The organism is Haladaptatus ordinarius, from assembly GCF_054177595.1.
Map to the genome: position 1 here is coordinate 1 of NZ_JBPEHH010000026.1, position 23480 is coordinate 23480.

At 60.4% G+C, this 23480-nt stretch carries 26 protein-coding genes and 1 pseudogene; 13 read left to right on the top strand and 14 right to left on the bottom strand.

The genetic code is table 11. The annotated features are described in order from the left end of the window. The first annotated feature begins 659 nt into the window (after positions 1-659). A complete protein-coding gene (locus ACR3FF_RS11305) occupies positions 660-1373 on the top strand; it encodes a phosphoglycerol geranylgeranyltransferase (protein WP_458188119.1) in 714 nt (237 codons plus the stop codon). A gap of 92 nt (positions 1374-1465) precedes the next feature. Here the strand turns inward: ACR3FF_RS11305 and fer are convergent, their stop codons facing one another. Next, a complete protein-coding gene (gene fer / locus ACR3FF_RS11310) occupies positions 1466-2107 on the bottom strand; it encodes a ferredoxin Fer (RefSeq protein ID WP_458188120.1) in 642 nt (213 codons plus the stop codon). A gap of 69 nt (positions 2108-2176) precedes the next feature. Next, entirely contained in the window at positions 2177-2500 is a 324-nt protein-coding gene (locus ACR3FF_RS11315) for an ABC transporter permease subunit (protein ID WP_458188121.1), read from the bottom strand. A 121-nt stretch (positions 2501-2621) separates the two neighbouring features. On the opposite strand from ACR3FF_RS11315, the gene ACR3FF_RS11320 reads away from it, so the two are divergent. Further along, positions 2622-3800: a M24 family metallopeptidase gene (locus tag ACR3FF_RS11320; protein ID WP_458188122.1), complete on the top strand. Its 1179-nt coding sequence runs from the start codon at positions 2622-2624 to the stop codon at positions 3798-3800. Here the strand turns inward: ACR3FF_RS11320 and ACR3FF_RS11325 are convergent. Both ACR3FF_RS11325 and ACR3FF_RS11330 read right to left on the bottom strand, forming a co-directional pair. Then, complete coding sequence (locus ACR3FF_RS11325; protein WP_458188123.1) at positions 3786-4004, bottom strand: hypothetical protein; 219 nt, start codon at positions 4002-4004, stop codon at positions 3786-3788. The two genes, ACR3FF_RS11320 and ACR3FF_RS11325, sit on opposite strands and share 15 nt — an antisense overlap. A gap of 7 nt (positions 4005-4011) precedes the next feature. Then, positions 4012-4983 carry a D-2-hydroxyacid dehydrogenase gene (locus ACR3FF_RS11330; RefSeq protein ID WP_458188124.1) on the bottom strand — a complete coding sequence of 324 codons (972 nt, stop codon included), beginning with the start codon at positions 4981-4983 and terminating at the stop codon, positions 4012-4014. Positions 4984-5114: 131 nt separating this feature from the next. Here ACR3FF_RS11330 and ACR3FF_RS11335 point away from each other — a divergent pair, with 131 nt between their 5' ends. Beyond that, entirely contained in the window at positions 5115-6395 is a 1281-nt protein-coding gene (locus tag ACR3FF_RS11335) for an amidohydrolase (RefSeq protein WP_458188125.1), read from the top strand. A gap of 255 nt (positions 6396-6650) precedes the next feature. Here ACR3FF_RS11335 and ACR3FF_RS11340 read toward each other — a convergent pair whose 3' ends face one another. Beyond that, positions 6651-7991 (bottom strand): aminotransferase class III-fold pyridoxal phosphate-dependent enzyme, encoded by a 1341-nt coding sequence (locus ACR3FF_RS11340; protein WP_458188126.1) that lies wholly within the window; start codon positions 7989-7991, stop codon positions 6651-6653. A gap of 69 nt (positions 7992-8060) precedes the next feature. After that, entirely contained in the window at positions 8061-9704 is a 1644-nt protein-coding gene (locus tag ACR3FF_RS11345) for a BCCT family transporter (RefSeq protein WP_458188127.1), read from the bottom strand. Between the two features lie 570 nt (positions 9705-10274). On the opposite strand from ACR3FF_RS11345, the gene ACR3FF_RS11350 reads away from it, so the two are divergent. Further along, positions 10275-10925, top strand: a complete 651-nt coding sequence (locus tag ACR3FF_RS11350; RefSeq protein ID WP_458188128.1) for a DUF8102 family protein — start codon at positions 10275-10277, stop codon at positions 10923-10925. Positions 10926-11159: 234 nt separating this feature from the next. Here the strand turns inward: ACR3FF_RS11350 and ACR3FF_RS11355 are convergent, their stop codons facing one another. The 5 genes from ACR3FF_RS11355 to ACR3FF_RS11375 all read right to left on the bottom strand — a co-directional run bounded on the left by ACR3FF_RS11355 (position 11160) and on the right by ACR3FF_RS11375 (position 15125). After that, positions 11160-11684, bottom strand: a complete 525-nt coding sequence (locus ACR3FF_RS11355) for a sugar phosphate isomerase/epimerase family protein (protein WP_458188129.1) — start codon at positions 11682-11684, stop codon at positions 11160-11162. Then, positions 11590-11985 carry a hypothetical protein gene (locus ACR3FF_RS11360; RefSeq protein ID WP_458188130.1) on the bottom strand — a complete coding sequence of 132 codons (396 nt, stop codon included), beginning with the start codon at positions 11983-11985 and terminating at the stop codon, positions 11590-11592. The genes ACR3FF_RS11355 and ACR3FF_RS11360 overlap by 95 nt, the downstream gene beginning before the upstream one ends. 332 nt (positions 11986-12317) lie before the next feature. Further along, positions 12318-13160: a DUF6920 family protein gene (locus tag ACR3FF_RS11365; RefSeq protein WP_458188131.1), complete on the bottom strand. Its 843-nt coding sequence runs from the start codon at positions 13158-13160 to the stop codon at positions 12318-12320. A gap of 159 nt (positions 13161-13319) precedes the next feature. Further along, positions 13320-13880, bottom strand: a complete 561-nt coding sequence (locus ACR3FF_RS11370; RefSeq protein ID WP_458188132.1) for a DoxX family protein — start codon at positions 13878-13880, stop codon at positions 13320-13322. A gap of 165 nt (positions 13881-14045) precedes the next feature. Continuing rightward, positions 14046-15125: a YihY/virulence factor BrkB family protein gene (locus ACR3FF_RS11375; protein WP_458188133.1), complete on the bottom strand. Its 1080-nt coding sequence runs from the start codon at positions 15123-15125 to the stop codon at positions 14046-14048. 172 nt (positions 15126-15297) lie between these two features. Here ACR3FF_RS11375 and ACR3FF_RS11380 point away from each other — a divergent pair, with 172 nt between their 5' ends. The 3 genes from ACR3FF_RS11380 (at position 15298) to ACR3FF_RS11390 (ending at position 16616) form a co-directional block, all read left to right on the top strand. Then, entirely contained in the window at positions 15298-15525 is a 228-nt protein-coding gene (locus ACR3FF_RS11380; protein WP_458188135.1) for a hypothetical protein, read from the top strand. A 129-nt stretch (positions 15526-15654) separates the two neighbouring features. Next, positions 15655-16104, top strand: coding sequence for a pyridoxamine 5'-phosphate oxidase family protein (locus ACR3FF_RS11385; protein ID WP_458188137.1), 450 nt, complete (start codon positions 15655-15657; stop codon positions 16102-16104). Between the two features lie 236 nt (positions 16105-16340). Further along, positions 16341-16616: a hypothetical protein gene (locus tag ACR3FF_RS11390; RefSeq protein WP_458188139.1), complete on the top strand. Its 276-nt coding sequence runs from the start codon at positions 16341-16343 to the stop codon at positions 16614-16616. An 89-nt stretch (positions 16617-16705) separates the two neighbouring features. Here ACR3FF_RS11390 and ACR3FF_RS11395 read toward each other — a convergent pair whose 3' ends face one another. Continuing rightward, positions 16706-17035, bottom strand: a complete 330-nt coding sequence (locus ACR3FF_RS11395) for a YbjQ family protein (RefSeq protein WP_458188140.1) — start codon at positions 17033-17035, stop codon at positions 16706-16708. 200 nt (positions 17036-17235) lie between these two features. On the opposite strand from ACR3FF_RS11395, the gene ACR3FF_RS11400 reads away from it, so the two are divergent. From ACR3FF_RS11400 to ACR3FF_RS11420, 5 genes are all read left to right on the top strand, one after another. Next, positions 17236-17376, top strand: coding sequence for a hypothetical protein (locus ACR3FF_RS11400; RefSeq protein WP_458188141.1), 141 nt, complete (start codon positions 17236-17238; stop codon positions 17374-17376). After that, complete coding sequence (locus tag ACR3FF_RS11405; RefSeq protein ID WP_458188142.1) at positions 17373-18029, top strand: hypothetical protein; 657 nt, start codon at positions 17373-17375, stop codon at positions 18027-18029. Before ACR3FF_RS11400 ends, ACR3FF_RS11405 begins: the two co-directional genes overlap by 4 nt. 651 nt (positions 18030-18680) lie before the next feature. After that, the gene (locus ACR3FF_RS11410) at positions 18681-19007 is read left to right on the top strand and encodes an alpha/beta fold hydrolase (protein WP_458188143.1); all 327 of its coding nucleotides are present in this window, start codon (positions 18681-18683) and stop codon (positions 19005-19007) included. 57 nt (positions 19008-19064) lie between these two features. Next, on the top strand, positions 19065-19316 hold the full coding sequence (locus tag ACR3FF_RS11415) for a hypothetical protein (protein WP_458188144.1): 252 nt from the start codon (positions 19065-19067) through the stop codon (positions 19314-19316). A gap of 156 nt (positions 19317-19472) precedes the next feature. Next, the gene (locus ACR3FF_RS11420; protein WP_458188146.1) at positions 19473-20261 is read left to right on the top strand and encodes an inositol monophosphatase family protein; all 789 of its coding nucleotides are present in this window, start codon (positions 19473-19475) and stop codon (positions 20259-20261) included. Between the two features lie 119 nt (positions 20262-20380). On the opposite strand, the gene ACR3FF_RS11425 is transcribed toward ACR3FF_RS11420, so the two are convergent. Both ACR3FF_RS11425 and ACR3FF_RS11430 read right to left on the bottom strand, forming a co-directional pair. After that, a complete protein-coding gene (locus tag ACR3FF_RS11425; RefSeq protein WP_458188147.1) occupies positions 20381-21049 on the bottom strand; it encodes a peroxiredoxin in 669 nt (222 codons plus the stop codon). Positions 21050-21178: 129 nt separating this feature from the next. After that, positions 21179-21607 (bottom strand): OsmC family protein, encoded by a 429-nt coding sequence (locus tag ACR3FF_RS11430; RefSeq protein ID WP_458188148.1) that lies wholly within the window; start codon positions 21605-21607, stop codon positions 21179-21181. Between the two features lie 230 nt (positions 21608-21837). Here ACR3FF_RS11430 and ACR3FF_RS11435 point away from each other — a divergent pair. Then, positions 21838-22986: pseudogene (locus ACR3FF_RS11435) on the top strand (homocitrate synthase/isopropylmalate synthase family protein); the annotation flags it as partial. Positions 22987-23480 lie beyond the last annotated feature (494 nt).

Sequence of the window (23480 nt, forward strand, 5' to 3'; positions counted from 1 at the left end):
ATGTCACACAACTCTCCGTCATCATCTATATCAGGCCGCCAACTATGTGAACCATGCCGCATCTTACAGCCTCGGTTCGTCAGCTGCGGCGTTAGCACTTGTGGGTAAGAGACAGGGCTAAAGACGCGGGGCTCCCACAAGCCGGTCTTGCTGAGTTGGGATGGTTACGGTTTACACCCCGACGAGGTGTTGGCACTGCCACGGCACCGTTACTCCTATCCAGCGATGGATTCGGAGGTACCTGGTTATTTTGCGTCGGTCTGCGTGTCCGAGGGCTTACTTATTTGATGAGGCAAACACCGAGTCAACTGCCAGTTGTCGAACTGTCAGTATCCGATGGGGTACCATCGAATCGACAGTGAAGGATACGCACAAAACGCACCTAAGACTGCACCGTGCAGTGAAAGTGAACAAAGACGGCGATTCATCCACGCCCTCAAGGGCATGGTATTCTCGCCTGTAATTCTATAATTGCATATGAAATAACCTGGACTTTCTCTAAGATACGACGTTCTCATTCGAAAATGCGGATGACGGTCGCAGGTCAAGGAGAAAGCACGCTACGTCCTCCTTGTTCGACTGCCCGGTCGGGAACGAAGTCGACCCGTTCCATCTTCGTCGAGGGAAAACGGTTTGCTTGCGACCGCACTAGAAGCAGTATGTCGGACGCGTGGTCGGACTGGAAACACGTAACGAAGGTGGACCCCGATGAACGACTCCACGGAGCGGACACGCTCACCGACGTCGCCGAAACGGGGACCGACGCAATCGTCGTCGGCGGGACGACGAACGTGACGGAGGCGGCCGTACTGCCTATCGTCGATGCGCTCTCGTCTCACGACGTCCCGCTATTCGTCGAACCGACGTACCGACCATCCGGGACGTACGGCGGTTCGGTCGCCGGGTATCTGATTCCAGTCGTCCTGAATGCAGGTGACCCGACGTGGCTTGCGGGTGCCCACAAAGAGTGGGTTCGCTCCGCCGATGCCATCGACTGGGAGCGCACGCACACCGAAGCGTACCTCGTTCTCAATCCGGACTCTGCAGTGGCGAGGTACACACGGGCCACCTGCGACCTTTCTGCCACGGAGGTCGCCGCGTACGCCGAGGTCGCAGAGCAGATGCTCGGCCAGGAACTCGTCTACATCGAGTCCTCTGGAATGCTCGCCGAGTCGGGCGTCGTGGCGGCCGCGAGCGACGCGCTGTCTTCTGCGACGCTGTTTTACGGCGGCGGTATCCGCGATTACGAGTCGGCGTACGAGATGGCGTTGGTCGCCGACACGGTCGTCGTCGGCGATTTGCTCCACGAAAACGGGGTTGCAGCGGTCGCCGACACCGTTCGAGGAGCGGCCGCCGCCCGTCGGGAGACGTAGCCGCGCCGTTCGAAACGCGGCCGATTCGTCGGGAACACTTCATCTCCGGTGCGATGAGAATGGTACCGTCTTCGGTGAGATGAGGGTGGATACTAGTGGGAACGTGTCGTGTCGAACGGATGCGGTGGCAGTCGGAGGTCGTCCAGATCCGGGAGATGTTTGACGTTGTAGACGACCTTCATCTCGTCCGTGGTCGGCACGCCGTTACACGAGAGTCGGATATTCTGTTCGAGCAACTCCGGCGAGAGGATGTCGTCGATGGGCATCGCCAACTCACCCTCCATCACCGCGACCGCACAGTTCGCACACGCCCCACCGCGGCAGGCGTACGGCCAGGCAAATCCCTGTTTCTCTGCGGCCTCGAGCAGGGTCTCGTCGGGCTGTACCGTTATCCGACCGTAGTCGACGGGGTCTAACCCTTCGGCCGACGCTTTCTCGAACAGGTCTCCGTCACCGAGATTCCACTGGTGGTCGTCGAGCACCTCGTAGTTGAGATACTCGACCAGCGTCGTCTCCGGTTGGTTGCGTTCCGTTACACTCTCGTGCTCGGCCTCCTGTATCTCGCCGTCGGATCCGTCCCGAATTCGTGTGTACGCCGTCCGAACCGCCTGAAATTCGGCCACGGACCCGCCGTGGTCTGGATGGGCTTCCTTCACCCGCTTTCGATACGCTTGAACGATTTCCGTGTCGTCTGCGTCTGCGTCGATTCCGAGGATATCGAACGGGGAATCCACACGACCCGCTAGGGGAATCGTGCCAATAAATCCTCCTTCTGGTGGCCAGTAATTTCGACGGTTCGTCCGTCACTCCGCGTCGACGCGCGGGTCGAGGCTCGAATACGCGATGTCCTGAATCAGGTTGCCGACGATACCCGCAAAGGCGATGACGAGTGCGATGCCGATGATGAGCGGCAGGTCACGTTGTTCGATTGCGAGCAGTCCTATCCTCCCGATACCCGGAATACCGAGCACTTCTTCGAGGACGAACACGTTCACGACCAGGACGCCGATGAGATCCGCAAAGAACAGCGAGAGTAGCGGTATCGCTGCGTTTCGAAGGATGTTACGAGTGACGCGTCTCGCCGAGGCATTTCTGACGACCGACCGATGCTGTCGCACGGAAGTCACGGACTGGAGTCCGTCTCCGTGATCACCCGAGGGAGGCGACCTGCCATTGTATACACAATCCGTATTCATCATACACAAAAAACTTATCCAACATCGGGACGACGATGAGAGTGACGTTGTCATGCCACAAGCCGTCTTCGACAGCAACGAATACGAACGGCGGATAGCACGGACGAAAGAGCGGATGCGGGAGGCGGATCTGGATGCACTCGTCGTCTCTGACCCGGCGAACATGAACTATCTCGCTGGCTACGACGGGTGGTCGTTCTACGTCCACCAGGCCGTCATCGTCACCCACGACCGCGACGAACCGGTCTGGGTCGGGCGAGAGATGGACGCGAACGGTGCACGAGCGACGACGTGGCTCGCCGAGGAGAACATCCAGTCGTACAGCGACGACCACGTTCAGTCGCCCTACGACCTCCACCCGATGGATTTCTTCGCCGAGATACTGGACGAACTCGACGTCGCGGATGGTCGCATTGGTTTGGAGATGGACGCCTACTACTTCACAGCGAAGTCGTACACCCGACTTCAGAAGAACCTCCCCGACGCCGAGTTCGACGACGCGACGCTCCTCGTCAACTGGGTTCGAATCATCAAATCCAAAGCGGAGTTGGAGTACATGCGCCAGGCCGCCCGCGTCTCCGAGAACGCGATGCAGGCCGGACTCGACGCCGTCGGGGAGGGTGTCCCCGAGTACGAGGTTGCGGCGGAGATCTACGACGGACTCATCAGGGGAACCGACGAGTTCGGTGGCGACTACCCCTCCATCGTGCCGTTGATGCCGTCCGGTGACCACACCGGAACGCCACACCTCACGTGGACAGACCGTCCCTTCGAGCGCGGCGACCCCGTCATCATCGAACTCTCCGGTTGTCGGAACCGGTATCACTCCCCGCTGGCGCGAACAACCTTCGTCGGCGAGCCGCCCGAGGAGATGCAGTACCGGGCGGAAATCGTCGTCGAAGGCCTCGAAGCCGCTATCGACCACGTCGAACCCGGCGTCACCGCCGAATCGGTCGAACGGGCGTGGCGTGAGGTCATCGAGAAGTACGACATAGAGAAGGAAGACCGAATCGGCTACTCCATGGGACTGGGCTATCCGCCGGACTGGGGTGAACACACCGCCAGTCTCCGCCCCGGCGACGAGACGGTGCTCGAAGAGAACATGACGTTCCACATGATTCCGGGCCTCTGGTTCGACGACTTCGGCGTCGAACTCAGTGAGACGTTCCATGTCACCTCGAACGGTGCCGAAGTACTGGCCGAGTTCCCCCGAAAACTATTCACTGCCTGACGAGATTCGAGGATGGGAGACCTCGACACTCGACGGCGCAGCGTCTCGGCCGGTTTCTCGACTGGACGACGGGTTCGTCTCCTCGCTGTCGCCGTTCGCGCCGCCGGCATCGGCGGGTGGGTCGTCTGTGCGGTCGACGGCAGCGTCCGCGTCGACGTCGACACTCGTGCGTTCGTGAGAAGATCCGGTGTCTCGCGATGGCACCGTCTCGTCAGTTCGACTCCGGCGCGAGAATCTGATTGTTCAGCGTCTCGCCGGTGTCGAGTCGTTCGACGTTCCCAGCGACGATGTCTGCGAGGCGTTCCCAGTGGCGCGGTGTGTGGCCCCCCGTGTGCGGCGTGATGAGGCAGTTTTCGAGGTTCCAGAGCGGATGGTCGGCCGGGAGCGGTTCGGGGTCCGTCACGTCGAGTGCCGCCCCACGGATCGTGTTCGACCGCAGTGCGGAGACGAGCGCGTCAGTTTCGACGATGGCCCCGCGTGCAGCGTTGACGAGAATGGCGTCCGTCGGCATCGTCGCGAACTCCGATGCCCCGACGAGGCCGCGCGTCATCTCGTTGAGCGGACAGGCCACGACGACGTACTCACTTCGCGAGAAGGCGTCGTGGATGGCGTCTTCCTCGAAGCCGACGACTTCGTCCGTTGGACCGCCTTTCTTCGGCGTGTATCGAACTCCGATGGTCTCGACCTCGAAGCCCTGGAGACGCTGGACGACGGCCTTCCCGATGGAGCCGAGACCGACGACCGTGACGGTGCTGTCGGTGAGTTCACCCGACTGGAAGTGTCGCCACTCGTGGTTCTGCTTGCGTCGCCACCCCTCGTGGAGGCGGCGTGCGAAGACGAGCACGTTGCCAATCACTTGCTCGGCGATACCGGGTGCGTGGATGCCGCCAGCGTTCGTCACGGTGATACCACGCTCTGCGAACGCGTCCAGCGGGACGTGGTCGGTTCCGGCGAACGTGCACGCGAACAGTTCGAGTCGGTCGGCGTGTGCGAGCAGGTCTTCGTCGACCGTGATACCGGTGACGACCCGTGCGTCGGCGACGAGGTCGCGTTCCTGTTTCGGCGTTCGGGCGAGCGCGATCGACCGGTCGGGCAGGCGTTGGCGCAATTCCTGGGCGTACGATTCCATCGAGAGTCCTTCCGTCCCTTCGCGCAGGACGACGATATCGGGGTTCTCACTCATTCTCTCACCACCGCGTCGGTTGACGCGAATCGATGGTCGAACGATTGTGACTGTCTAACTTAGTCCTTTATGTACCCGATGTCAACGGAAAGCGTTTACAATTAAGTGGATGGGACGTGTCAGTACCACACATGGCCGAGTCAGTACGAGACCGACTATCCGAGGTACGACGTGAGTTCCATCGGTATCCGGAACCAGCGTGGCGTGAGTTCTACACGACGTACCGACTCGTCGAAGAACTGCACGATATTGGCGTCGACGACCTCGCCGTCGGAACCGAGGTGTACGACAGCGACGATCGCATGGCTGTCCCCGAGGCCGACGATGTCGCCAGGTGGTACGACCTGGCACTCGACCGCGGCGCAGACTCCAATATCCTCGACCGGATGGCGGGTGGAAACACGGGCGTCGTCGCCGTCCTCGACCGGGGTTCCGGGCCGACGGTCGGCCTCCGGGTCGACATCGACGCCCTGTTCATCGAGGAATCGACGGCAGACGACCACGCACCCGTGGCCGAGGGATTCCGGTCGGAAGGAGACGGGACGATGCACGCCTGCGGACACGACGCCCACATGACGTGGGGACTCGCCACCCTCGAAGCCATCAAAGACAGCGACTTCGAAGGGAAACTCGTCGTCTTCTTCCAGCCCGCCGAGGAGGTGTCTGGTGGCGGCCATCCGATGGCCGAGAGTCGGTTCGCCGACGACATCGACTATCTCTTCGCCGTCCACGTCGGTCTCGACCACCCGACGGGCGAGGTCGTCGCCGGCATCGAGCGTCCGCTCGCCATGTGCCACGTCGACGTGACCTTCGAGGGGACGTCGGCACACGCGGGGAAAGCGCCCGAGGAGGGTGACAACGCGATGCAAGCGCTCGGAACCGCCATCCAGAACGCCTACGCCATCCCCCGTCACTCGGACGGGATGACTCGCGTGAACCTCGGGAAGGCGGAAGCGGGTACTGCGAGCAACGTCATCGCCGAGCGGGCACACGTCGTGGCAGAAGCCCGCGGTGAGACGACCGAACTCAAGGAGTACATGAAATCTCGTCTGACGAAGACACTCGAATCCGCCGCCGAGATGCACGGCTGTGACGTGGATATCGACGTCGTGAGCGAATCCCCTCGTGCCGATAGCGATCCCGAACTCGTCGACGTCGTAGCGAACGTCGCTCGCGACGTCGATGGGGTGGAATCGGTCGTTCCGACTGCGGACTTCGGGGCGAGCGAGGATGCCACGTTCCTGATGGAGCGAGTGCAGGAGGAAGGCGGCCTCGCCACGTACCTCATCGTCGGCACCGACCACCCGACGAGTCACCACACGCCGACGTTCGACGTGGACGAGCGGAGCCTCGGCGTCGGCGTCGACGTGCTGACGAAGTCGATACTGTCCGTCGCGGCGGACGAGTCATGAGTTTCGAGCAGACGAACGGGGAGTCTCCGACCGCCGCCGAGGTCGTCATCGGTGTCGACGTGGAAGCGGCCCGAGACCGTCTCGAAGCGGTGGTTCGTCGGACGACCATCGACCGCTCCACGGCGTTCGCTCGCGGGATGGTGTCGGTGGGACACGAATCGGGGACCACGCAGGGAACCGGGAAAGTAGAGCCGCAGTGTGTCCGACGCGATGGGCCCAGTTATCACCAGCCGCTAGCGTACAGCGACGAACGGTTCACGCCGCCTCGATGGCGTCGTTCAAGATGCCCATGCCGAGTTCGATCTCGCGCTCGGTCGAATCCAGCGGCGGGAGCAGGCGGATTGTCTTTGCGCCACAACCGAGGGTGAGCATCCCGCGTTTCAAGGCTTCTTCGACGACCGAATCGCGTCTTTCTGCCGTATCCAACTCGACGGCGAGCATCAACCCTCTCCCGCGAACGTCGTCGACGTGCGGGGAGGCGGCGTCCCGGAGCAGTTCTTTGGCCTGGTGGCCGCGTTCCGTCGCGTTGGCGAGCAAGTCGTACTCCTCGATAGCTTCCAGCGTGAACAAGCCCTGCATCGACGAGAGGAGGTCGCCACCGCCGAACGTCGAACCCAGGCGATTCTCCTCCGTCGGGAAGAGGTCCGACCGCGAGATGGTCGCGCCGACCCGGAGTGCTTTCGCGCTGGCGATGACGTCGGGTTCGATGGGGTAGTGGTCCGACGCCCACATCTCGCCAGTTCGACCGACTCCCGATTGAATCTCGTCGACGACGAGCGGGATGTCGTACATTTCGCAGACGTCGCCCACTTCGGTAACGAAATCGGTGCTCGGAAACCGATAGCCGCCGACCCCCTGTATCGGTTCGACGACGACGAAGGCGACCTCGTCGGGGTTGACGTGACCACCTTCGGGTTGGAGGGAGTTCCGGAGCTGTGAGCCGTCTTCGGTGAAGAATCCACAGTCGCAGGTTTCGGTGGCGCTGTCGCGGTCCTCACAGAACGGAACCGTTCGTACCCCCGCGATTTCAGGGTAGTGGCGCGTGTACACCTCGTTCGAGCGAGTGATGGAGAGGGTACCGAGTGTGCGACCGTGGAAGCTTCCGTCGAACGTGTAGGCGTACTTGGCGGGAGGGTTGTGGTCGTGGGTGATCTTCATCGCGTTCTCCATGGCCTCGGCTCCGGAGTTCGAGAGGAAGACGGTGTCCATTCCGTACTGGTTGGAGACGTCGACGAGCTTCTCGATGAGGTGGCTGGACGCCGGAAATTCGGCGGACTTCGGGTCGTCGCCTGCGCCGAAGTACATGTCTTGCCCGGCGACCTTCATCGGTTCGACGAGCGAGAACTCCCGCAGTTTGGAGAGGAGCTTCTCGTTGTTGTATCCGAGCGGTGCCGCACCGATATGACAGGTAAAATCGAGGAGGACGTTACCGTCGACGTCAGAGACGAACGGCCCGTCCGCCTCGCCCGTCACGTCCCAGACGAAATCGTGAGAGAATTCACTCGGTGCCGCGTGTTCGTGGTGGAAATCGATCCACTTCCGCGCGTTCGGCCCAGGAAACGCGCCCATGTTTGGTTCTGCCGTGTCCCTGTCCATACACAAAGTTCGTATATGCCGTTATTAAAACTTGTTATCGCACGTGTGAGGGAGGGCGACTTTCGCCGGTCAGTCGTCGTCAGGGGCCGTGGATTGCCTGGCGGACCCCGGTTGCTCGGCGGCGTCGGGCGGGCCGACGAGCGTGGTCTGGTCTTGGAGCAGCACGCGACCGTGCTTCGAACTGAACTCTTTGATGAGTCCGAGCATCGCGACGAAGCAGACGAAGGCGAACGGGGTACCCGTGATGATGGCCGCCTGCTGGAGCGTGTCGATGGCCCCGCCGCCGATCGTCATGAGGATGGCGGCGGTCATCCCCAGGACGACGCCCCAAAAGACTCGGTTGATGTTCGACGGACGGGCCTTCCCGCCGGTGGTCATCATCGACACCGCGAGCGTCGACGAGTCCGCCGACGTGATGAAGAACGTCGTCACGAGCAACATGAACGCCAGCATGAACACCGTCCCGAGGGGGAACGCGTCGAAGAGGATGAAGCCGGAGGCCTCCGCGCCTGGTGGGGTGTCGGCAAGCACCGGGCCGAAGTTAGCGATGCCGTTGTGCTGGGCCCAGACCGCGGAGCCGCCGACGACGGTGAACCACGGGATGGTCGCCGCCGAGGTTGCAACGATTCCTGTGAATGCGACCTCGCGAACGGTCCGACCCTTCGAGATGCGCGCGATGAACAGTCCGGCGAACGGCGACCACGAGAGCGCCCACGCCCAGTAGAACACCGTCCAACTGTTGGCCCACTCCGTTCCGCCATCGACGCCGGCCCCGGTGAAGAGGCTCATCGAGACGAAGTCGGTGATCATACCGCCGACAGCCTGCGTCCCGAGCAGCATGAGGAACACCGACGGGCCGACGATGAACGTCGCGATCAGCAGGAGCATGAACAGTACCATGTTGAAGTTCGAGAGCCGTCGGATACCGCGGTTGACCCCGAGTACCATCGAGACGGTGAACAGTAGCGTCATCACCGTTACGACGACGATAACGCCGAGGTCGCCGAGGTTGATTCCCCACTGGAAGTTGAGTCCGGAGATGAACTGGCTCCCGATGAACCCGAGTGACGTCGCCACGCCCCCGATGGTCGCGAACACCGCGATGATGTCGATGAACTTCGCGAGCGGACCGTCGAGGTTGTCTCTGCCGAGAACCGGCGTGAGCGCCGAGGAGACCCTGAGCGGGACGTCCTCGTAGTTGTACGCGAAGTAACCGATGGCGATGCCCATGATGGTGAAGACGGCCAATTGCGGGAGCGCCCAGTGGAAGAGCGTCTGCTGGACCGCGATGGTCATCGCCTCGGCCGACCGCGCCTGAACGTCGAACAAGGGCGAGGGGTTGTCGTAGTAGAACAACGCCTCCGTCGGGCCCCAGAAGACGACGCCAGCGGCGAATCCCGCCGAGTACAGCATCGCGAAAAACGACAGGAAGCTGTACTCCGGCGGTCCGTCACCGAACTTGATCTTGCCCCAGGGGCCGACTATCAAATACAGCAGGAAGACGACGACAAGGAAGACGATTAGTAGTAGCGCCCAGTTGAGATACTGATTCATTGCGCCGTTAGCCATGTTAAGACCGTCTTTGACCGTGCTAGGGCTGATGAAATACAGGGCAATCAGGCCGACCGTCAGACCAGCCCCAAAGAGGAAGACGAGCGGGTCGAGTTCTTCGCGGAAGCGACCGACCGCACCTGGGCCGTCAGAGTTGCTCACGCGAAACCACCTGTCTCGGGACTGTGAAACGTCGAATATGTCGCAGTGAGATCGTTCGAGCGCCTCTGGTATTGGCCACTGAGACGTTCTCTCGATGGTATCCCCGTCCGTCTGAACCGTCCGCGTCTATGTATGCTGTCGTTCATGGATGCGCCCTCACACCGTGTGGTTTGGTGCCGTGCATCAAACCAATCGTCAAATATCTTGATAAATGTTACGACTATTGAATCCTGTGGATACAATATACGTTTACAAAATTTGTCTCGGAACGTTATCTGTTTTTGTCTATGAACGTTATCTGTGTATTTTCACACGAGTAACATACCGTGTCACAGTTTCGCCAGATGAGCTGTCGTGGTGGGGGACTATGAGGGGATTTTTACCCGAGAATATCGGTAACAGAGCTGGATTCGAGTCCACCGGGTACGGTCGGAGAACTCGGTTCGTCGTTCTTCTGTCAGTCGGCAGATCCGCCCAGCGAGTCGGTCGGCCTGTGTTTCGACTTACTCGTACGGCGACCGATTTTGGAACTTCGCAACCCTTAATTCCAGCCATACACAAAATCTGTGTATGAGTGATCAGTCCGACACTGAGTCCCCAAACACCCTCACTTACTCCGCGGATCGTGACCGAGGTATCCTCACACCGAGCGACAGGGAGTACCTCATCGGCCGAAAGTCCGATTACACCGAACACTCGAAGAAACAGAAACGAAATCGGATTCGTCGTCGCGTCCGCAACGCCATCCTCGATTTCACCATTCTCTTCGAGCACCTCGAAGACCGCGACCGGGAGACCGTCTTCAACCCCGACGACGAGGCACGAGACGCCTACACGCAGGGAATCACCGACATGCTCGCGTTCCTCCACCTCGGCACGATGGGGTACTACACTCCGTTCAAGGATATGCTCGCCGAGGGCGTCAACAAGGCTGAACAAGAATTAGCCGGGTCGGACTATCGCATGGTTACCGTCGATTTCAACGTCGACCCGGTCGGCCGGATCGACGTGGACGAGGTAATCGACAAACTCGAATTCGGCGACTTCGAGGAGATCACCGACGAGGAACTCCGTGCGTTCGTCCGTCTCCTCGCCGAATCCGAGGACTTCTCGGCGACCTCCATGCGTTCGGAGATGAAAGAGCAGATGAGCGAGCTCATCGAGAAGGTCAGCGCCGCGGAGGAACAGCGCGACCAGCGCGTCGAAGAACTGAACGACTGATATTTTCTCTCGGGACCACCAGCCCAGATACGCCACTGTGACCATCTCGACGTGAACGTCCCCGGGAGGGACGACTTCGACGCAGATGCTCGCAGGTGGACCCCTGAAACCGGGCTCCGTCGACTTCGACAACGGTGGCGACTTGGTCCAGCACCTGGTCGGTCGTGCCTGGACGTCGGTTTCGACGGCGTCATCCAAGTGTATCTACATCTTACCGGAGCCTTACCCTGTCGGTCAGACGAGGCCCAGCAGTTCGTCGACGTGGCGTTTCCCGAGAGCGATCGAGTCGTAGTCTTCGGTGCCGATCTCGAGCGTCGCCGTCCCCGACCAGTTTGCGTCGGATAGCCCCGTCAACACCGTCTCGAAGTCGATGCGACCCATCCCGACCGGCAAGTGTTCGTCGTCGTCACTACGGGTATCGACCAGGTGGATATGTTCGATTCGATCGGTGTACTCGCGGACGAACTGGGCCATCCCGGTCTCGTCCATTCCGGCGAGGAGCGCGTGACTGGTGTCGAGTGTCATCGATGCGTCGGGGTACCGCGCCAGCAGTTCCGGAAACGACGTCACGTCGTAGTAACTGGACACGACGTTCTCGACACACGGGTTCAAGCCACGCTCCAGGGCTGCGGGAATCAAATCATCCAGTCCCGCGTGGACGAACTCACGACGTTCGTCGGCGGTCCAGCCGAGATTCCACGCATCCGAGGAAGGATGAAACACGACCGTTTCGGCTCCGAGGTCGGTCGCGAGGTCCATTCCCGCCGTGAGTTCGGCGACTGCACCCTTCCCGAACGGGCGTAAATGGCGACCCAGCGTCGACGGTAAACGGGAGGTGGACGACGATGTCGACGCCGGAGTCGATGAGGATGGTTCGCATCGATTCACGTCGGTCGACGATTCGTTCGCGCGCGTACGGGCCGTCGAGTAACAACTCCACGAGTTCAAACCCCTCGCTCGCGGCCCACTCGACGGCTTCCTCGAACACCATGCCGAGGCCGACGGTAAAGCCGAGGTCGATGTCGACGTCCCGTCCACGCTCGGCGTCACTGGCCGTCATGGAAACTACACCTTTCGGTTCGAGTGAATATGGCTTTCGATTTCTTCCCACAGAGCCGAGCTATCGGGTCGGGGTCAGGAGTCTGGGCGGCAACACCGCCGGGTTCGGACCGTCGTGACCGCCCCCTCGATTACGACTGTTCTACTACGAGGAGTGTCTGGTGACGGTCACATCGAATCAGACGGTCGTAGTCGACCCGCTCGACGCGGTGACGGTGGGGAGTCACGAACCGGGTGACGATTGATACTCCTTTCCCATACCAGCGGTCGGTTTGCGTCGGAAAATTCGCCACGCTCGAAGCACACTCGATAGTATTCGAAGGTGCAATCGGTTCACTCGTGTTCTATCTCCTCTATGCTCGCTCGCCAGTAGCTAACGTCACCGTCGGGTAGATTCCACGCCACTTCGGCGTCTATCGGGATGCGCATCCCGTTTCGAACCTGGTAGTTTCGAAAGTAGCCGGTCCACGGTTCGAAGCTGTCGTCCTCCTGTCTGTACCGGCCCTCGGCGAACACGCGTTCTACTTCGTCCCGGTCGTCGAAATGAAACACGAGGGAAGCGGTGTTGCCGTCGTGTTCTATCATCGCCCTGGCCGATTGGTCGTCGATTGGCTTCCACTCGACCCCTTCGTCCGGAAGGAGGGCGGTCGGAAACCAGACGCTCTCGCCGAGGTATCGTAGCAACTCACCTTCGTCCATCTCCGGACTCGGCTCGACATCGGCGACGGGAATCGTCGATAGAAGTTTCGCGTGTAACGAGCCACTGCCGGCTTTGTACGCGTCGACGACGCGAGTCGGAACGAACGGCATCATTTCGATTTCGGCGTCCCAGACGAATCCCGGCGGGTCGACGGTGAAGTGTTGGGTCGCTTCGAGTGGTTTCCACGCACCAGTCGCACCGCCCAGTCGAAACTCTCCGCGCTGGTGTAACCGAACGGCTCGTACGTACGGTTGCCCTTCCTCGAGGACGGTCTGGAAATACCGCTGTACCGGTTCGGGAAGCCCCTCTAGCGAGTCTTTCGAGAACTCTCGCTCCGGATGAGAAGCAGCATCCGAGAGGAGTTCACCGACGAGTCTGGTGTTTTTCCTTTCGAGACGAATCCTCCCCAGGAAGACCGCAGCGAAGACGCCGACTACGAATACTCCGACACCCCGAAGAAAACGTTTGAACCGCATGGGTCGTCTTTTCGTTCAGATTCACATCAATGTTGGCGTCGTTTGGACGGGCCGAGAGACGGGGTTTCGGATCGATCTTGGTCTCCACGTTGCGCTTCGACCGGGCCGAACGGGTATCCCACCGGTGATGAAAACGGTCGTACCGTGGACCGATCGTCTTCAGCCGAGAATATACTCGAGTGACGGATATCTCTCGATGAGTGGCTGGCCATCGACTTCGAACCGTTCGACGTAGGTGTCGAGACCGAGAATGCGGCCCGCTCCAAACGCAGCGACGGAGAGAAACACCAACAAGTACATGAAGTCACTGTTGATTAACCCGTGGGCCATGTCCCAGTTGCCGAAGTAGAACATGAGCATCATGAGCGCGCCGAAAAACGACGCGAGGCGGGTCAAGAACCCGACCATGAGACCGAGGCCGATCGCCGCTTCACCCCACGGGACGGCGACGTTCACGAAGTCCACGAACCACGGAGTCTGACTCATCCAGAGAAACAGGCCTTCCAGCGGATTTCCGTTCGTCGCTGCGACGTTCGCGAGATATCCCTGTGCTTCGAAGCTGGAGATGATTTTCTCGACACCCGAATAGAAGAACGCGAAACCGATTACGAGACGCAACGCGAGGACGAACCACGCGCTGAGGGGGTGGGCTCGTCCGTCGACACTCACGCTACCGATTCTCGATCGAAATTCGTTGTAATGCGTTTGCGTATCTACCATCGTCTTATCCTCGGATACCCTATTCTTGCAAGATACAAGTCCGGACTGCTTGATTGTTCAAGGGACGCCGAACTCGAATTTCACAATCCAACAACGGTCGAATCGAGGGTGGGTTCTCGTGCGCAGACGGCAGTGACGCTGTGACTCCCTCGTCGAGAATGCCGTTCAATCGTCTGCCGATTCTGCCTGCACGTCCCCTTCCTCGGTAGCTTTCCATCGAAGGGTAATCGCCCACTGCTTCGTGTCGTCTTCCACCGACGAGTGTTCGACCAGTTCCACGTCTCCGGCGGGACGAGGATGGTCGACCTCGTCGCTGGCGGTACGCGCCGAACGCACCCCCTCGTAGCGACCACACAACTCCTCGCGTAGCTCTCGAAGGTAGTCGGCGAGTTCGTCACGATTCAACGACGCCGTCTCTTCGGTGTCGAAACTGGTCGCGTCCCGCCCGACACCACCCGGTGACCCCGAACTGTGGTCACCGACGACGGCGTTGATTACTGCACCGAGCAGAAGCACGAGCCCCGAGAAGTAGAGGTAGGTGACGATGACGATGATGCTTCCGAGAAAGCTTCCCGAACCGGGGTCTTTGAGGAGGAGGTAGACCTGGAACAGTCCCTGGAGCGCGGCCCATCCGACTGCAGCGAAGACCACTCCCGGGAGAACGTCACCCGTCTGGACGTCCGCGTCGGGAAACCGATAGTAGATGGGGAAGAACGCGACCACGAGTCCGAGGACGAGAACGACGGGGGTCAGATAGCCGATGAAGGAGATGGTGTTCGAGAACCACGCGAAGACAGCACTGACGCCGACCGTCGCCACGATGGCGACGATGAGCGAACCGAGGACGACGAGGCTATCTACGACCTGGTCGAGAAACGAGTTTTTCGTTTCGGTTTCGTAAATCTCGGAGAAGGCAGTGTCGAGGCCGCGGAATATCTTGAGCGTCCCCCAGACCAGAACGACGAGTCCGACGAACGAGACGCTCGTGGCCGACGAACTCTCGCGGAAGATGTCTCGGACGACGTTCGCTATCGGACCCGGGAGCCATCTGCCAGCAACCGTAGCGATGCGCGCTTCGAGTCCGCCGCCGAAGACAGAGACGACGAAGAGGAGTAACAAGAGCAGGGGGGCGAGCGAGACGAACGCGTTGTACGCGATACCCGCCGCCATGAACGTCACGTTCTTCTCGGAAAAATCTGAGACCACGCGCTTTGCGAGCGCCCAGAGCGTACCAAGAGCGACCATGGACTCGATTCGACGGCCAGATTTGAAATCGCTGTGGCTAGCCGCCGGAAGCGCGTCGGTGACCGGTCGCTCGCACTCGTACAGAACCGACGTCTCCGACGAAAACTTTCGAGTCCGTCGACAGATTCGTCGGGCAAAAGAGTTAGCGTCTCGCGTTACAAATGGAGGGCCGATGTCCGAAGCCCGGAGCGAACTACGACAGGAACTCAGCGAGCTACAAGCTATCCAGGGGGTCGATTCCGAAACGCGAGAACTCATCGGGATTCTCAGCCAGACGATTCACACCCTCGGTGCGGAAATCGACGACCTTCAACAGCGCGTCGAAGAGCTAGAGGACGCGTTCGACGCGGACGAACGGCGAAAACGAACGTGGTATTCGGAGCGCCAGCAGCGAGAGTGAGTGGGGTCCGTTCCCCGAAGTCGAGTGCACGGAACCACCTCACCTCTCGCCGTCGTCTAGTAGAGCCGTCTACCCCGGTCCGTGATGGGACGGCTAAACTGTTTTCTATTACCGTACCGTACCATTGCTATGGTATCCCTTCGCTGGGTGCAGATGCCCGAGGGAGAACTGAACGAGTTTCTCGGCACCGGTGGCACGGGCGTCATCTCGTTTTCGACGCAGTCCGACGACCCGCCGTTTACGATTCCGGTGTCGTACGGCTACTACCCGGACACGAAATGTTTTTACTTCAGACTCGGATTCCCTCCCGACAGTGGGAAAGCAGCGGTCGTCGACAATCCGGTCGCCTTCGTCACACACGACCAGACACCGGAGGGGTGGCGAAGCGTCATCGCCACGGGCAAACTCGAAGAGGTGACCGACCTGCCGTACGACTCTGCGGCGGTCCAACGGATGTGGGCGGTGCAGATTCCGGTCGTCGACATTTTCGAACGTTCTCCGGACGAAGTCACGTTCCGGCACTTTCGTCTCGTCCCCGACAATCTGACGGGTCGGAAGGAGGTCGCGTCCGACGACTGACCGCTCGTGGTCTGCCTTCGGTCGTCGTCGAGAGAGCGTGTCCAGTTCGTTCACCAGAAAATATTTAAAATCTAACGGGAATAGCTATGCATGGGTCCCAATTTTCACGTCGTGGTCTGCTCGCTCTCGGTGCTGGCGGTCTAACTGCGTTGGCGGGGTGTCAATCCTTGTCGGCGTTCGATTCCAAGGTTCCCGTTCAGATTCACGTATTAAATACGACCGACGAAAATCTCAACGTGTGGGTACAGCTCACGAATTCCGGCGAGGGCGATGACTCCGTTGGAAAATCGCTCCCGATGGAGCCGGGAATGGTCGAGAGACTCTCTGTGAGGGTACCGAAGGCGACGTACCGACTGCGGGTCGCCCTCGACGGGGTGACCCCTGCGGTGGAACGAACCGTGCGGTGGGAAATCACCGGACGGGACTGTGCGAAGAACAGCTATGCGACGTTCGTCTCCGCCGAGACGGGATCCGACCTCCGGTTGCTCGCACAGGACTGTGACCATACGTGAATTCAAGTCAACCGAACACAACACGAACAACGTCCCATTGTACCCGGCACACGATTTGCGGATGCTGATAAATTCGCGGTGGGAACTTATCACTCACGACGCGTCTTGACCGCGGTCCCCGAGAGGTTGACCCACAGCATGCCCTCTGCCATCTCCTCGTAGTCGAACGTGGCACCGACGACGGCGTCGGCACCGAGTTCTTCGGCCTCTGCTCGAAGGTCGTTCATCGCTTCCTTGCGACCACTCTCGATTTTCTTCTCGTAGGACCCACTCCGACCGCCGACGACGTCTCGAATCCCCGCAGCGAGGTCGCTCACGACGTTCGCGCCGATGACCGCCTCTCCCGAGATGACGCCGAGGTACTCCGTCACGTCCCTGCCCTCGAGACTGTCCGTCGTCGTGATGGTGATTTCTGCCATACAGGCAAGTGTGCGTTCGGACCGGATATATTTTTTCGGCGGCGACGGTACTGACTCAGCGTCCCTCGACACCTCCCGGCAGTTGGAACTTCCACGGCCGAAATATCGGCTGTTCGAGCACCAACTTGGGGAAAAATAGATTCCCAGGAACCGAGAACGACGGGTGAAATTTACGAAGTTCAACAACCTACTACGTAGTAATGACTAAAATCAACAATTATTCGGGACGGGTCGAATTCGACGGCCACGAAGATGCAGTCATTCGTCGTCCACCAGGCCTCTCCGACGCGCGTCGGTATCAATTGCAGAGCGAACGACTGACGGAGGGGTGTGGCCGATGAGTCGCAAGGTCGACCACCGTCCGTTCGACACCCTCCAGCAACGGATGGAGATCCCGCTACTGTGGGCGCTCACGATCGTCGCGGTACTCATCGTCGGTGTCTTCGCCGCTACGTGGCTCGCAGGTAGCTCCCTCTGGATGGTCGGGGTCTCCACGCTTGCCGCGGCGTTCCTCGCGCCCATCGGACTGGCGATCCTCGGGACGGCTCTCCGATACCGTCTGTTCGATATCGTCGCCCACGTCGTACTCGGACTGTCGGCACTGTTCGTCGCCCTCCTCGTCACGTTGCTCAGTGCGGCGGAAGGGGCACTCACGTTATCGCCAGGCACCCTCGTGGTCGGCACCATCTGGGTCATCGGGATAGCACTGGTGCTGGCCGGGGTCTTCGTCTTCGTGGATGCCCCTCGGCGGCTTCGCCTCGTCGCCACGCTCGGACTCGGAGTTACGGCAGTCTGGGGGCTGATCGTCGCCGTCATCGTCGGCGAACTCGTCGTCGATATCGTCTTCGTGGGTGTCGACGAATCGCTCGTCCAAGACCTCCGCGACGACCTCGTTCCGATCCTCGCGGTCTTCGTTTCACTCGTCGTCTTGCCGTCGCTCGTCTTCGTTCGAGACCTCCAGGAGTCTCGAAAACGAAGCTCGAACGAGTGCTAACCGTCGCGACGACGTCGATATCGACCCTGCGTTCCTGAATTGCAGCTCGGCGAGGCGTCGATAGCGGACTGGGTCCGGATGACGGACGACATCGACGAATCGTGCCAGGCACAAATCGAGTATCTAAACGCCCATCCGTTCGTTCCATACGGTCACAGTTCACGGATACGTCTACGAAGTCGAAAGCGGTGCACTCCGCCGACCTGACGAGCGCATCGTCGAACGAATCGATACCCGAGCCTCTAACTGCGGGTCCATCGTCGAAGGATCGTCTCGACGCTTTTGGCTGTCAGAGTGTCTCGCTGTCGACTGCCATCTCTCCACCGGTGTCACAGTACCCGGTGTACAGCCGTTCATCTAGGCATTGACGCATTCGAAACTTGTTACAGTCAACGGAATGCAACGGGAAAAAAGGGTGGCGCCAGCCTAGTGCTGTCGGTGTCAACGGCACCGACCTGCTTTCCCCTTTTCCACTGGTCGTCATCCTCATCCGATAAAACCGATTTTGCCGATAGAAGATAATTCCCCGACGAATGTAGATTTAGATGTCTGAGAAAAAAGAGTCCATCTCAGAACTCATCCCGACCTACCATCACGGCTATTTGTTGGCCGCTCGATACGTATTTTTACGCTCGCCACGGCTGTATCCGTATGAATCTCCCCGAGGACTGGTCGGCGAACACAGTCCGCGCGAACGGAATCGAGGTGCAGTACTATCGGACGGGCGAGGGACTACCACTGGTCATGGCTTACGGGTTCTACGACAACGGACGGTGCTGGGCACCGCTAGCGGCGGACCTCGCAGACGATTACGACCTGGTGATGTACGACGCCCGCGGCCACGGTCGTTCGGACGCCCCCGAGGCGGGGTACGCAATCGAGGACAGGGTTGACGACCTCGTGGGGCTCGTCGACGCGCTTTCGCTCGTCGACCCGATTCTTCTGGGCCACTCGATGGGCGGGTCGACGGTGGCGTAGACGGCCGCGATTCGTCCTGAGCTCCCGCGTGCCGTCGTCCTCGAAGACCCTGCCGGAATGCGCGGTGACCCCGAAATCGGACCCGGCGAGCGAGCGCGCATGGTTCGTGAAGCCGTCGAGGACAGTGCGAACCGCTCAGTCGAGGTGATAGCGACCGACTATCCCGACCCCGACTCGACCCTCGCACGACGTCTCGCGGTCGCAGATGCCGGGCGACTCGTTCACGTTCCGGAAGCCGGCCACTGCGTGTTCCGCGACCGATATGACGCCGCGTACGCGGAACTGTGTGCGTTCCTTCGGCGCGTCTAGCCGTTCACCGACTCGCCGTCATCCGTATCTGCCCAGTGTGTAACGGCTGAAGCGGGTATCTCTCTCCGAATAACTCCCCAGCACCCTCGGGCCGGACGATTGGCCCCGGGTGAGTCGCCCAGAGCAGTTACGACGTAATTCGCCTAGTTAGGGAGTATGGACCGAACCGAGATGGTCGTTCAGGCAGCGACGGACGGTGCAGCGTTCGCCCGTCGGCAGTTTCGGACCGACCTCGACGTTTCGACGAAAGACACCAGGATGGACTACGTGACCGACGCCGACAGACAAACGCAACGTCGGGTCATCGAGACGATTACGGACGAATTTCCGGACGATACCATCGTCGGAGAGGAGGAAGATGCCGAAAAGGAGATTCCCGAGAACGGTGACTGCTGGGTGATAGACCCCATCGACGGGACGACGAACTTCGTTCGTGGAATCCCGCTGTGGACAACGAGCGTCGCGGCCGTCCGGGATACGGAACCGGTCGCGGCGGCGAACGTCTTACCCGTTCTCGACGAGACGTACGTAGCGAACGCCGACGACGTTCACAGAAACGGTGAGGCGATTACGGTCAGCGAGACGAACTCGCTCGACGTCGGAGTGGTCGCACCTATACTTCGATATGGGGGCGCGAACCGAGACGAGTTCACCAGTGTCGTGAGCGAACTGTCGGCGGTCTTCGGGGACATGAGGCGGTTCGGCTCCGCTCAGGCGACGCTCTCGCTGGTTGCGCGTGGTGCCCTCGATGCGACCGTCGGCGTCGTCGAACCCCACTCGTGGGATACGGTGGCCGGTGCACACATGGTCGACCAGGCAGGGGGTCGGGTAACCGACGTTTTCGGTGCGGCGTGGACACCATCGAGTACGGGAATCATCGCGACCAACGGCACACTGCACGCAGACGTTTGTACGGCGGTTCAGCGAGTGCTCGAAACGGCGTGAACCTCCGACGGAATCGGTACGCGGCAAACGAGAAGTGGTATCGAGGGGGTGGTTAGCGTTCGCCCCGGTGGTCGACTTCGCGGGTCACACGTCCACCAGCGTCGGCGACCGACGCTTCGTTAGCGGTCACGAAGTGTAAACCACCAGTCGTAGTACTCGTAGTCTTTCTCCTCGGCTTCCTCCCTGCGGGCGTCTGCACCGATGACGTCGCCCGGCGGCGGGAGGAGGACTTTGTCGCCGTGAAGTTCGTTGTTCGGCCAGTTGGCAGGCGTCGCGACGCCGTCCTCGTCGGACGTCACGAGTGCGCGGATGGACCGGACTATCTCGTCCATGTTCCGTCCGATCTCCATCGGATAGTACAGCATCAGACGGAGGACACCGTCGGGGTCGACGATGAAAACCGAGCGGACGGTGCTGGTGCCCTGTCCGGGGTGAATCATGCCAAGTGCCTTCGCGACGCTGCCAGTGTCGTCGGCGATGATGGGAAAGGTGATTTCGATGTCCAAGTTCTCTTCGATCCACTCGGTCCACTTGATGTGCGAGTGAACGCGGTCGACCGAGAGACCGATGAGGTTCACGCCGAGGTCCTCGAACTCCTCTAGATGTTGCTGGAAGGAGACGAACTCCGTCGTGCAGACAGGGGTGAAATCACCCGGGTGACTGAACAGGACGAACCACTCTCCGTCGTATTCGCCGGGGAGGTCCATCTCACCGTGCGTCGTGTTCACGTGAAGTTCGGGGAACGGGTCTCCGATGAGGGGCATCTGCGTTGTAGATGTTTCTTCCATGGTTTTACCACAGTATTGACTACGTTCTACAATACTATAACCGTTCGTCTTCGATGGTGACCCAGAGCGGTGCACACCTCATAATCGTGACTGCCGGTGCGCGACCGGTGGAAAAATGGTCGGCTGTAGTTAGCTCTCGAGTGTCGCGTCGAGCGTGATTTCGGGACCGGCCAGCGCTTTCGAGACCGGACAATTTTCTTTCGCCCGCTGGGCGAGGTCGTCGAAGGTTTCCTGGTCGACGTCGGGGATTGCGGCCTCCAGTGTCAGGTCGATGCGCGGAATCTCGAACCCGCCACCGTCGGCTTGTTCGAGGTGGACGTCCGCCGAAGTGTGGAGCCGGTCGGGCGTGTACCCCTCTTCTTCGAGGAACGCCGTCAACTGCATCGAGAAACACCCCGAGTGGGCTGCCCCGATGAGTTCTTCGGGATTCGTCCCCGGCTCGTCTTCGAAGCGGGTCGGGAATCGGAAGGTCCCCTCTATCTGTCCGCTTTCGGTCTCGAAGTCGCCACTCCCGTCTTTTCCACCTTGCCACGTCGTCTCGGCTTGTCTCTTGGTCATTCCAGGTGTCGATACGCTCGCCAGCCGTATGGAAATACTGGCCCCGAAACGACGGTCCGCGCCAGTCGGCGACGGACACGTCGGCTCGTATCGCTGGAGACACAAAGTCACCGCATCGTGTCGGTAGCTCGGCTCTTCATTTCGACCTGGGACGAGTAGACAGACGCGTCTGTCAGACCACGGGCGTTAATTCCCTCCCACGGATCGGTTCGGATGGTAAAGCATGACCGGTGACCGATTTATTCGGGGGTTCCCCGAATTCAACCACGTCGCTTGACATTGGAGACGTACAGCTTCTCGATACGACGCTACGTGACGGAGAGCAAGCGCCAGGGGTGTCGCTTTCACCCGAAGAGAAAGCAGAGATAGCCACTGCACTCGACGCGGCCAACGTCGCCATCGTCGAAGCAGGGAGCGCGTGTACGAGCGAGAGTGAACGCGATGCGATCAGTCGCGTCACGGACCTCGACCTCAACGCTCGTGTCACGAGTTTCACTCGGGGTGTCCGGACAGATATCGACCGAGCACTCGACTGTGACGTCGACGGTATCAATCTCGTCGTCCCTGCGAGCGACAGGCACATCGAACGGAAAGTCGGGTCGACGCGGGACGACGTCGTCGACACGACGGTCGATCTCGTCGAGTACGCGAACGCACACGGCCTGTGGGTCGAAGTCCTGGGCGAAGACGGGAGCCGTGCAGACGGCGACTTTCTCGAACGACTGCTGGGTACCGCACTGGACGCTGGTGCTGACCGCATCTGTTACTGTGATACCGTCGGCCACGCGGACCCGACCCGGACGTCGGCGATGGTCGGTCGTCTCGCCGACCTCGGGCCGACGAGTACGCACACGCACGACGACCTCGGATTGGCCCTCGCGAACGTCCTCGCGAGCATCGATGCCGGTGCAGACACGGTTCACGCGACGGTCAACGGGGTCGGTGAACGAGCGGGGAACGTCGCACTGGAGGAAGTCGCAATCGCGCTCGACCACGCCTACGACGTCGAGACCGTCGATATGACCGAACTCTACGCGCTCGCACAGACCGTCGAACGTGCGACGAACGTCCCGCTCTCGCCCAACAAGGCCGTCGTCGGAACCAACGCGTTCGCACACGAGAGCGGAATCCACACGGACGGAACGCTCAAAGACGAGGCGATGTACGAACCCTACCCACCGGAGAAAGTGGGTCGGGAGCGTCGCCTCGTGCTCGGCAAGCACTCGGGGCGGGCGAGTGTCCGGGCGGTGCTCGACGACCACGACGTCGACGTCGACGACATCGACCTCACGTCCGTCGTCACACGAGTCCAGGAACGTGCCGAGCGCGAGACTCCCGTCACCGACACGGACGTGCTCGCTATCACCGCAGACGTGCGCACCGAGTAGACCGACCTCCGGGACCGATGTTCGTTCCGGTGGTCGACACCTGCGTTTCGATTTCACCGCCCCTTCGTCCTGACCATCGACTTTTCCCGGGGTCTACAGACCGCCTCCCTCTTGGAGACAGTGAACGAACGATGTCCTTCACGAGCGATTTCGCTGTCGGACCGATTCCACAGAAAATGCGATTCCTCCTCGCCCCGTTCGAAACGGTATGGTTTCTGGGCCGTTCTACATCGGTGGTGAGATCCGATTCCCGCTCATCGTGATAAGATAGTATCTCTCAGACGTGAAATGCCGTTATAACAATGCTTATGTGGGATGATAACGTATATCACATTGACGGCACTGACGTACCTTGTCGCGTAGTGTCTGTCATCCAGGGCTAGTATCCCGTCACCACTACTTTAGGCTGTAGTGTTCAACAAAACCGAAAGTAAGATATTCATATATGTATGGGGGCGGAGATGTTTCTCCCGAATCTGTGTCAC

Coding starts and splice junctions, on each gene's coding strand:
- ACR3FF_RS11305 (WP_458188119.1), top strand. CDS start 660: ATGTCGGACGCGTGGTCGGACTGGAAACACGTAACGAAGGTGGACCCC.
- ACR3FF_RS11415 (WP_458188144.1), top strand. CDS start 19,065: ATGCGCGGTGACCCCGAAATCGGACCCGGCGAGCGAGCGCGCATGGTT.
- ACR3FF_RS11330 (WP_458188124.1), bottom strand. CDS start 4,983: ATGAGTGAGAACCCCGATATCGTCGTCCTGCGCGAAGGGACGGAAGGA.
- ACR3FF_RS11355 (WP_458188129.1), bottom strand. CDS start 11,684: ATGGACCTCGCGACCGACCTCGGAGCCGAAACGGTCGTGTTTCATCCT.
- ACR3FF_RS11410 (WP_458188143.1), top strand. CDS start 18,681: ATGAATCTCCCCGAGGACTGGTCGGCGAACACAGTCCGCGCGAACGGA.
- ACR3FF_RS11335 (WP_458188125.1), top strand. CDS start 5,115: ATGGCCGAGTCAGTACGAGACCGACTATCCGAGGTACGACGTGAGTTC.
- ACR3FF_RS11395 (WP_458188140.1), bottom strand. CDS start 17,035: ATGGCAGAAATCACCATCACGACGACGGACAGTCTCGAGGGCAGGGAC.
- ACR3FF_RS11340 (WP_458188126.1), bottom strand. CDS start 7,991: ATGGACAGGGACACGGCAGAACCAAACATGGGCGCGTTTCCTGGGCCG.
- ACR3FF_RS11375 (WP_458188133.1), bottom strand. CDS start 15,125: ATGGTCGCTCTTGGTACGCTCTGGGCGCTCGCAAAGCGCGTGGTCTCA.
- ACR3FF_RS11360 (WP_458188130.1), bottom strand. CDS start 11,985: ATGACGGCCAGTGACGCCGAGCGTGGACGGGACGTCGACATCGACCTC.
- ACR3FF_RS11420 (WP_458188146.1), top strand. CDS start 19,473: ATGGACCGAACCGAGATGGTCGTTCAGGCAGCGACGGACGGTGCAGCG.
- ACR3FF_RS11350 (WP_458188128.1), top strand. CDS start 10,275: ATGAGTGATCAGTCCGACACTGAGTCCCCAAACACCCTCACTTACTCC.
- ACR3FF_RS11320 (WP_458188122.1), top strand. CDS start 2,622: ATGCCACAAGCCGTCTTCGACAGCAACGAATACGAACGGCGGATAGCA.
- ACR3FF_RS11405 (WP_458188142.1), top strand. CDS start 17,373: ATGAGTCGCAAGGTCGACCACCGTCCGTTCGACACCCTCCAGCAACGG.
- ACR3FF_RS11400 (WP_458188141.1), top strand. CDS start 17,236: ATGACTAAAATCAACAATTATTCGGGACGGGTCGAATTCGACGGCCAC.
- ACR3FF_RS11370 (WP_458188132.1), bottom strand. CDS start 13,880: ATGGTAGATACGCAAACGCATTACAACGAATTTCGATCGAGAATCGGT.
- ACR3FF_RS11365 (WP_458188131.1), bottom strand. CDS start 13,160: ATGCGGTTCAAACGTTTTCTTCGGGGTGTCGGAGTATTCGTAGTCGGC.
- ACR3FF_RS11425 (WP_458188147.1), bottom strand. CDS start 21,049: ATGGAAGAAACATCTACAACGCAGATGCCCCTCATCGGAGACCCGTTC.
- ACR3FF_RS11430 (WP_458188148.1), bottom strand. CDS start 21,607: ATGACCAAGAGACAAGCCGAGACGACGTGGCAAGGTGGAAAAGACGGG.
- ACR3FF_RS11385 (WP_458188137.1), top strand. CDS start 15,655: ATGGTATCCCTTCGCTGGGTGCAGATGCCCGAGGGAGAACTGAACGAG.
- ACR3FF_RS11380 (WP_458188135.1), top strand. CDS start 15,298: ATGTCCGAAGCCCGGAGCGAACTACGACAGGAACTCAGCGAGCTACAA.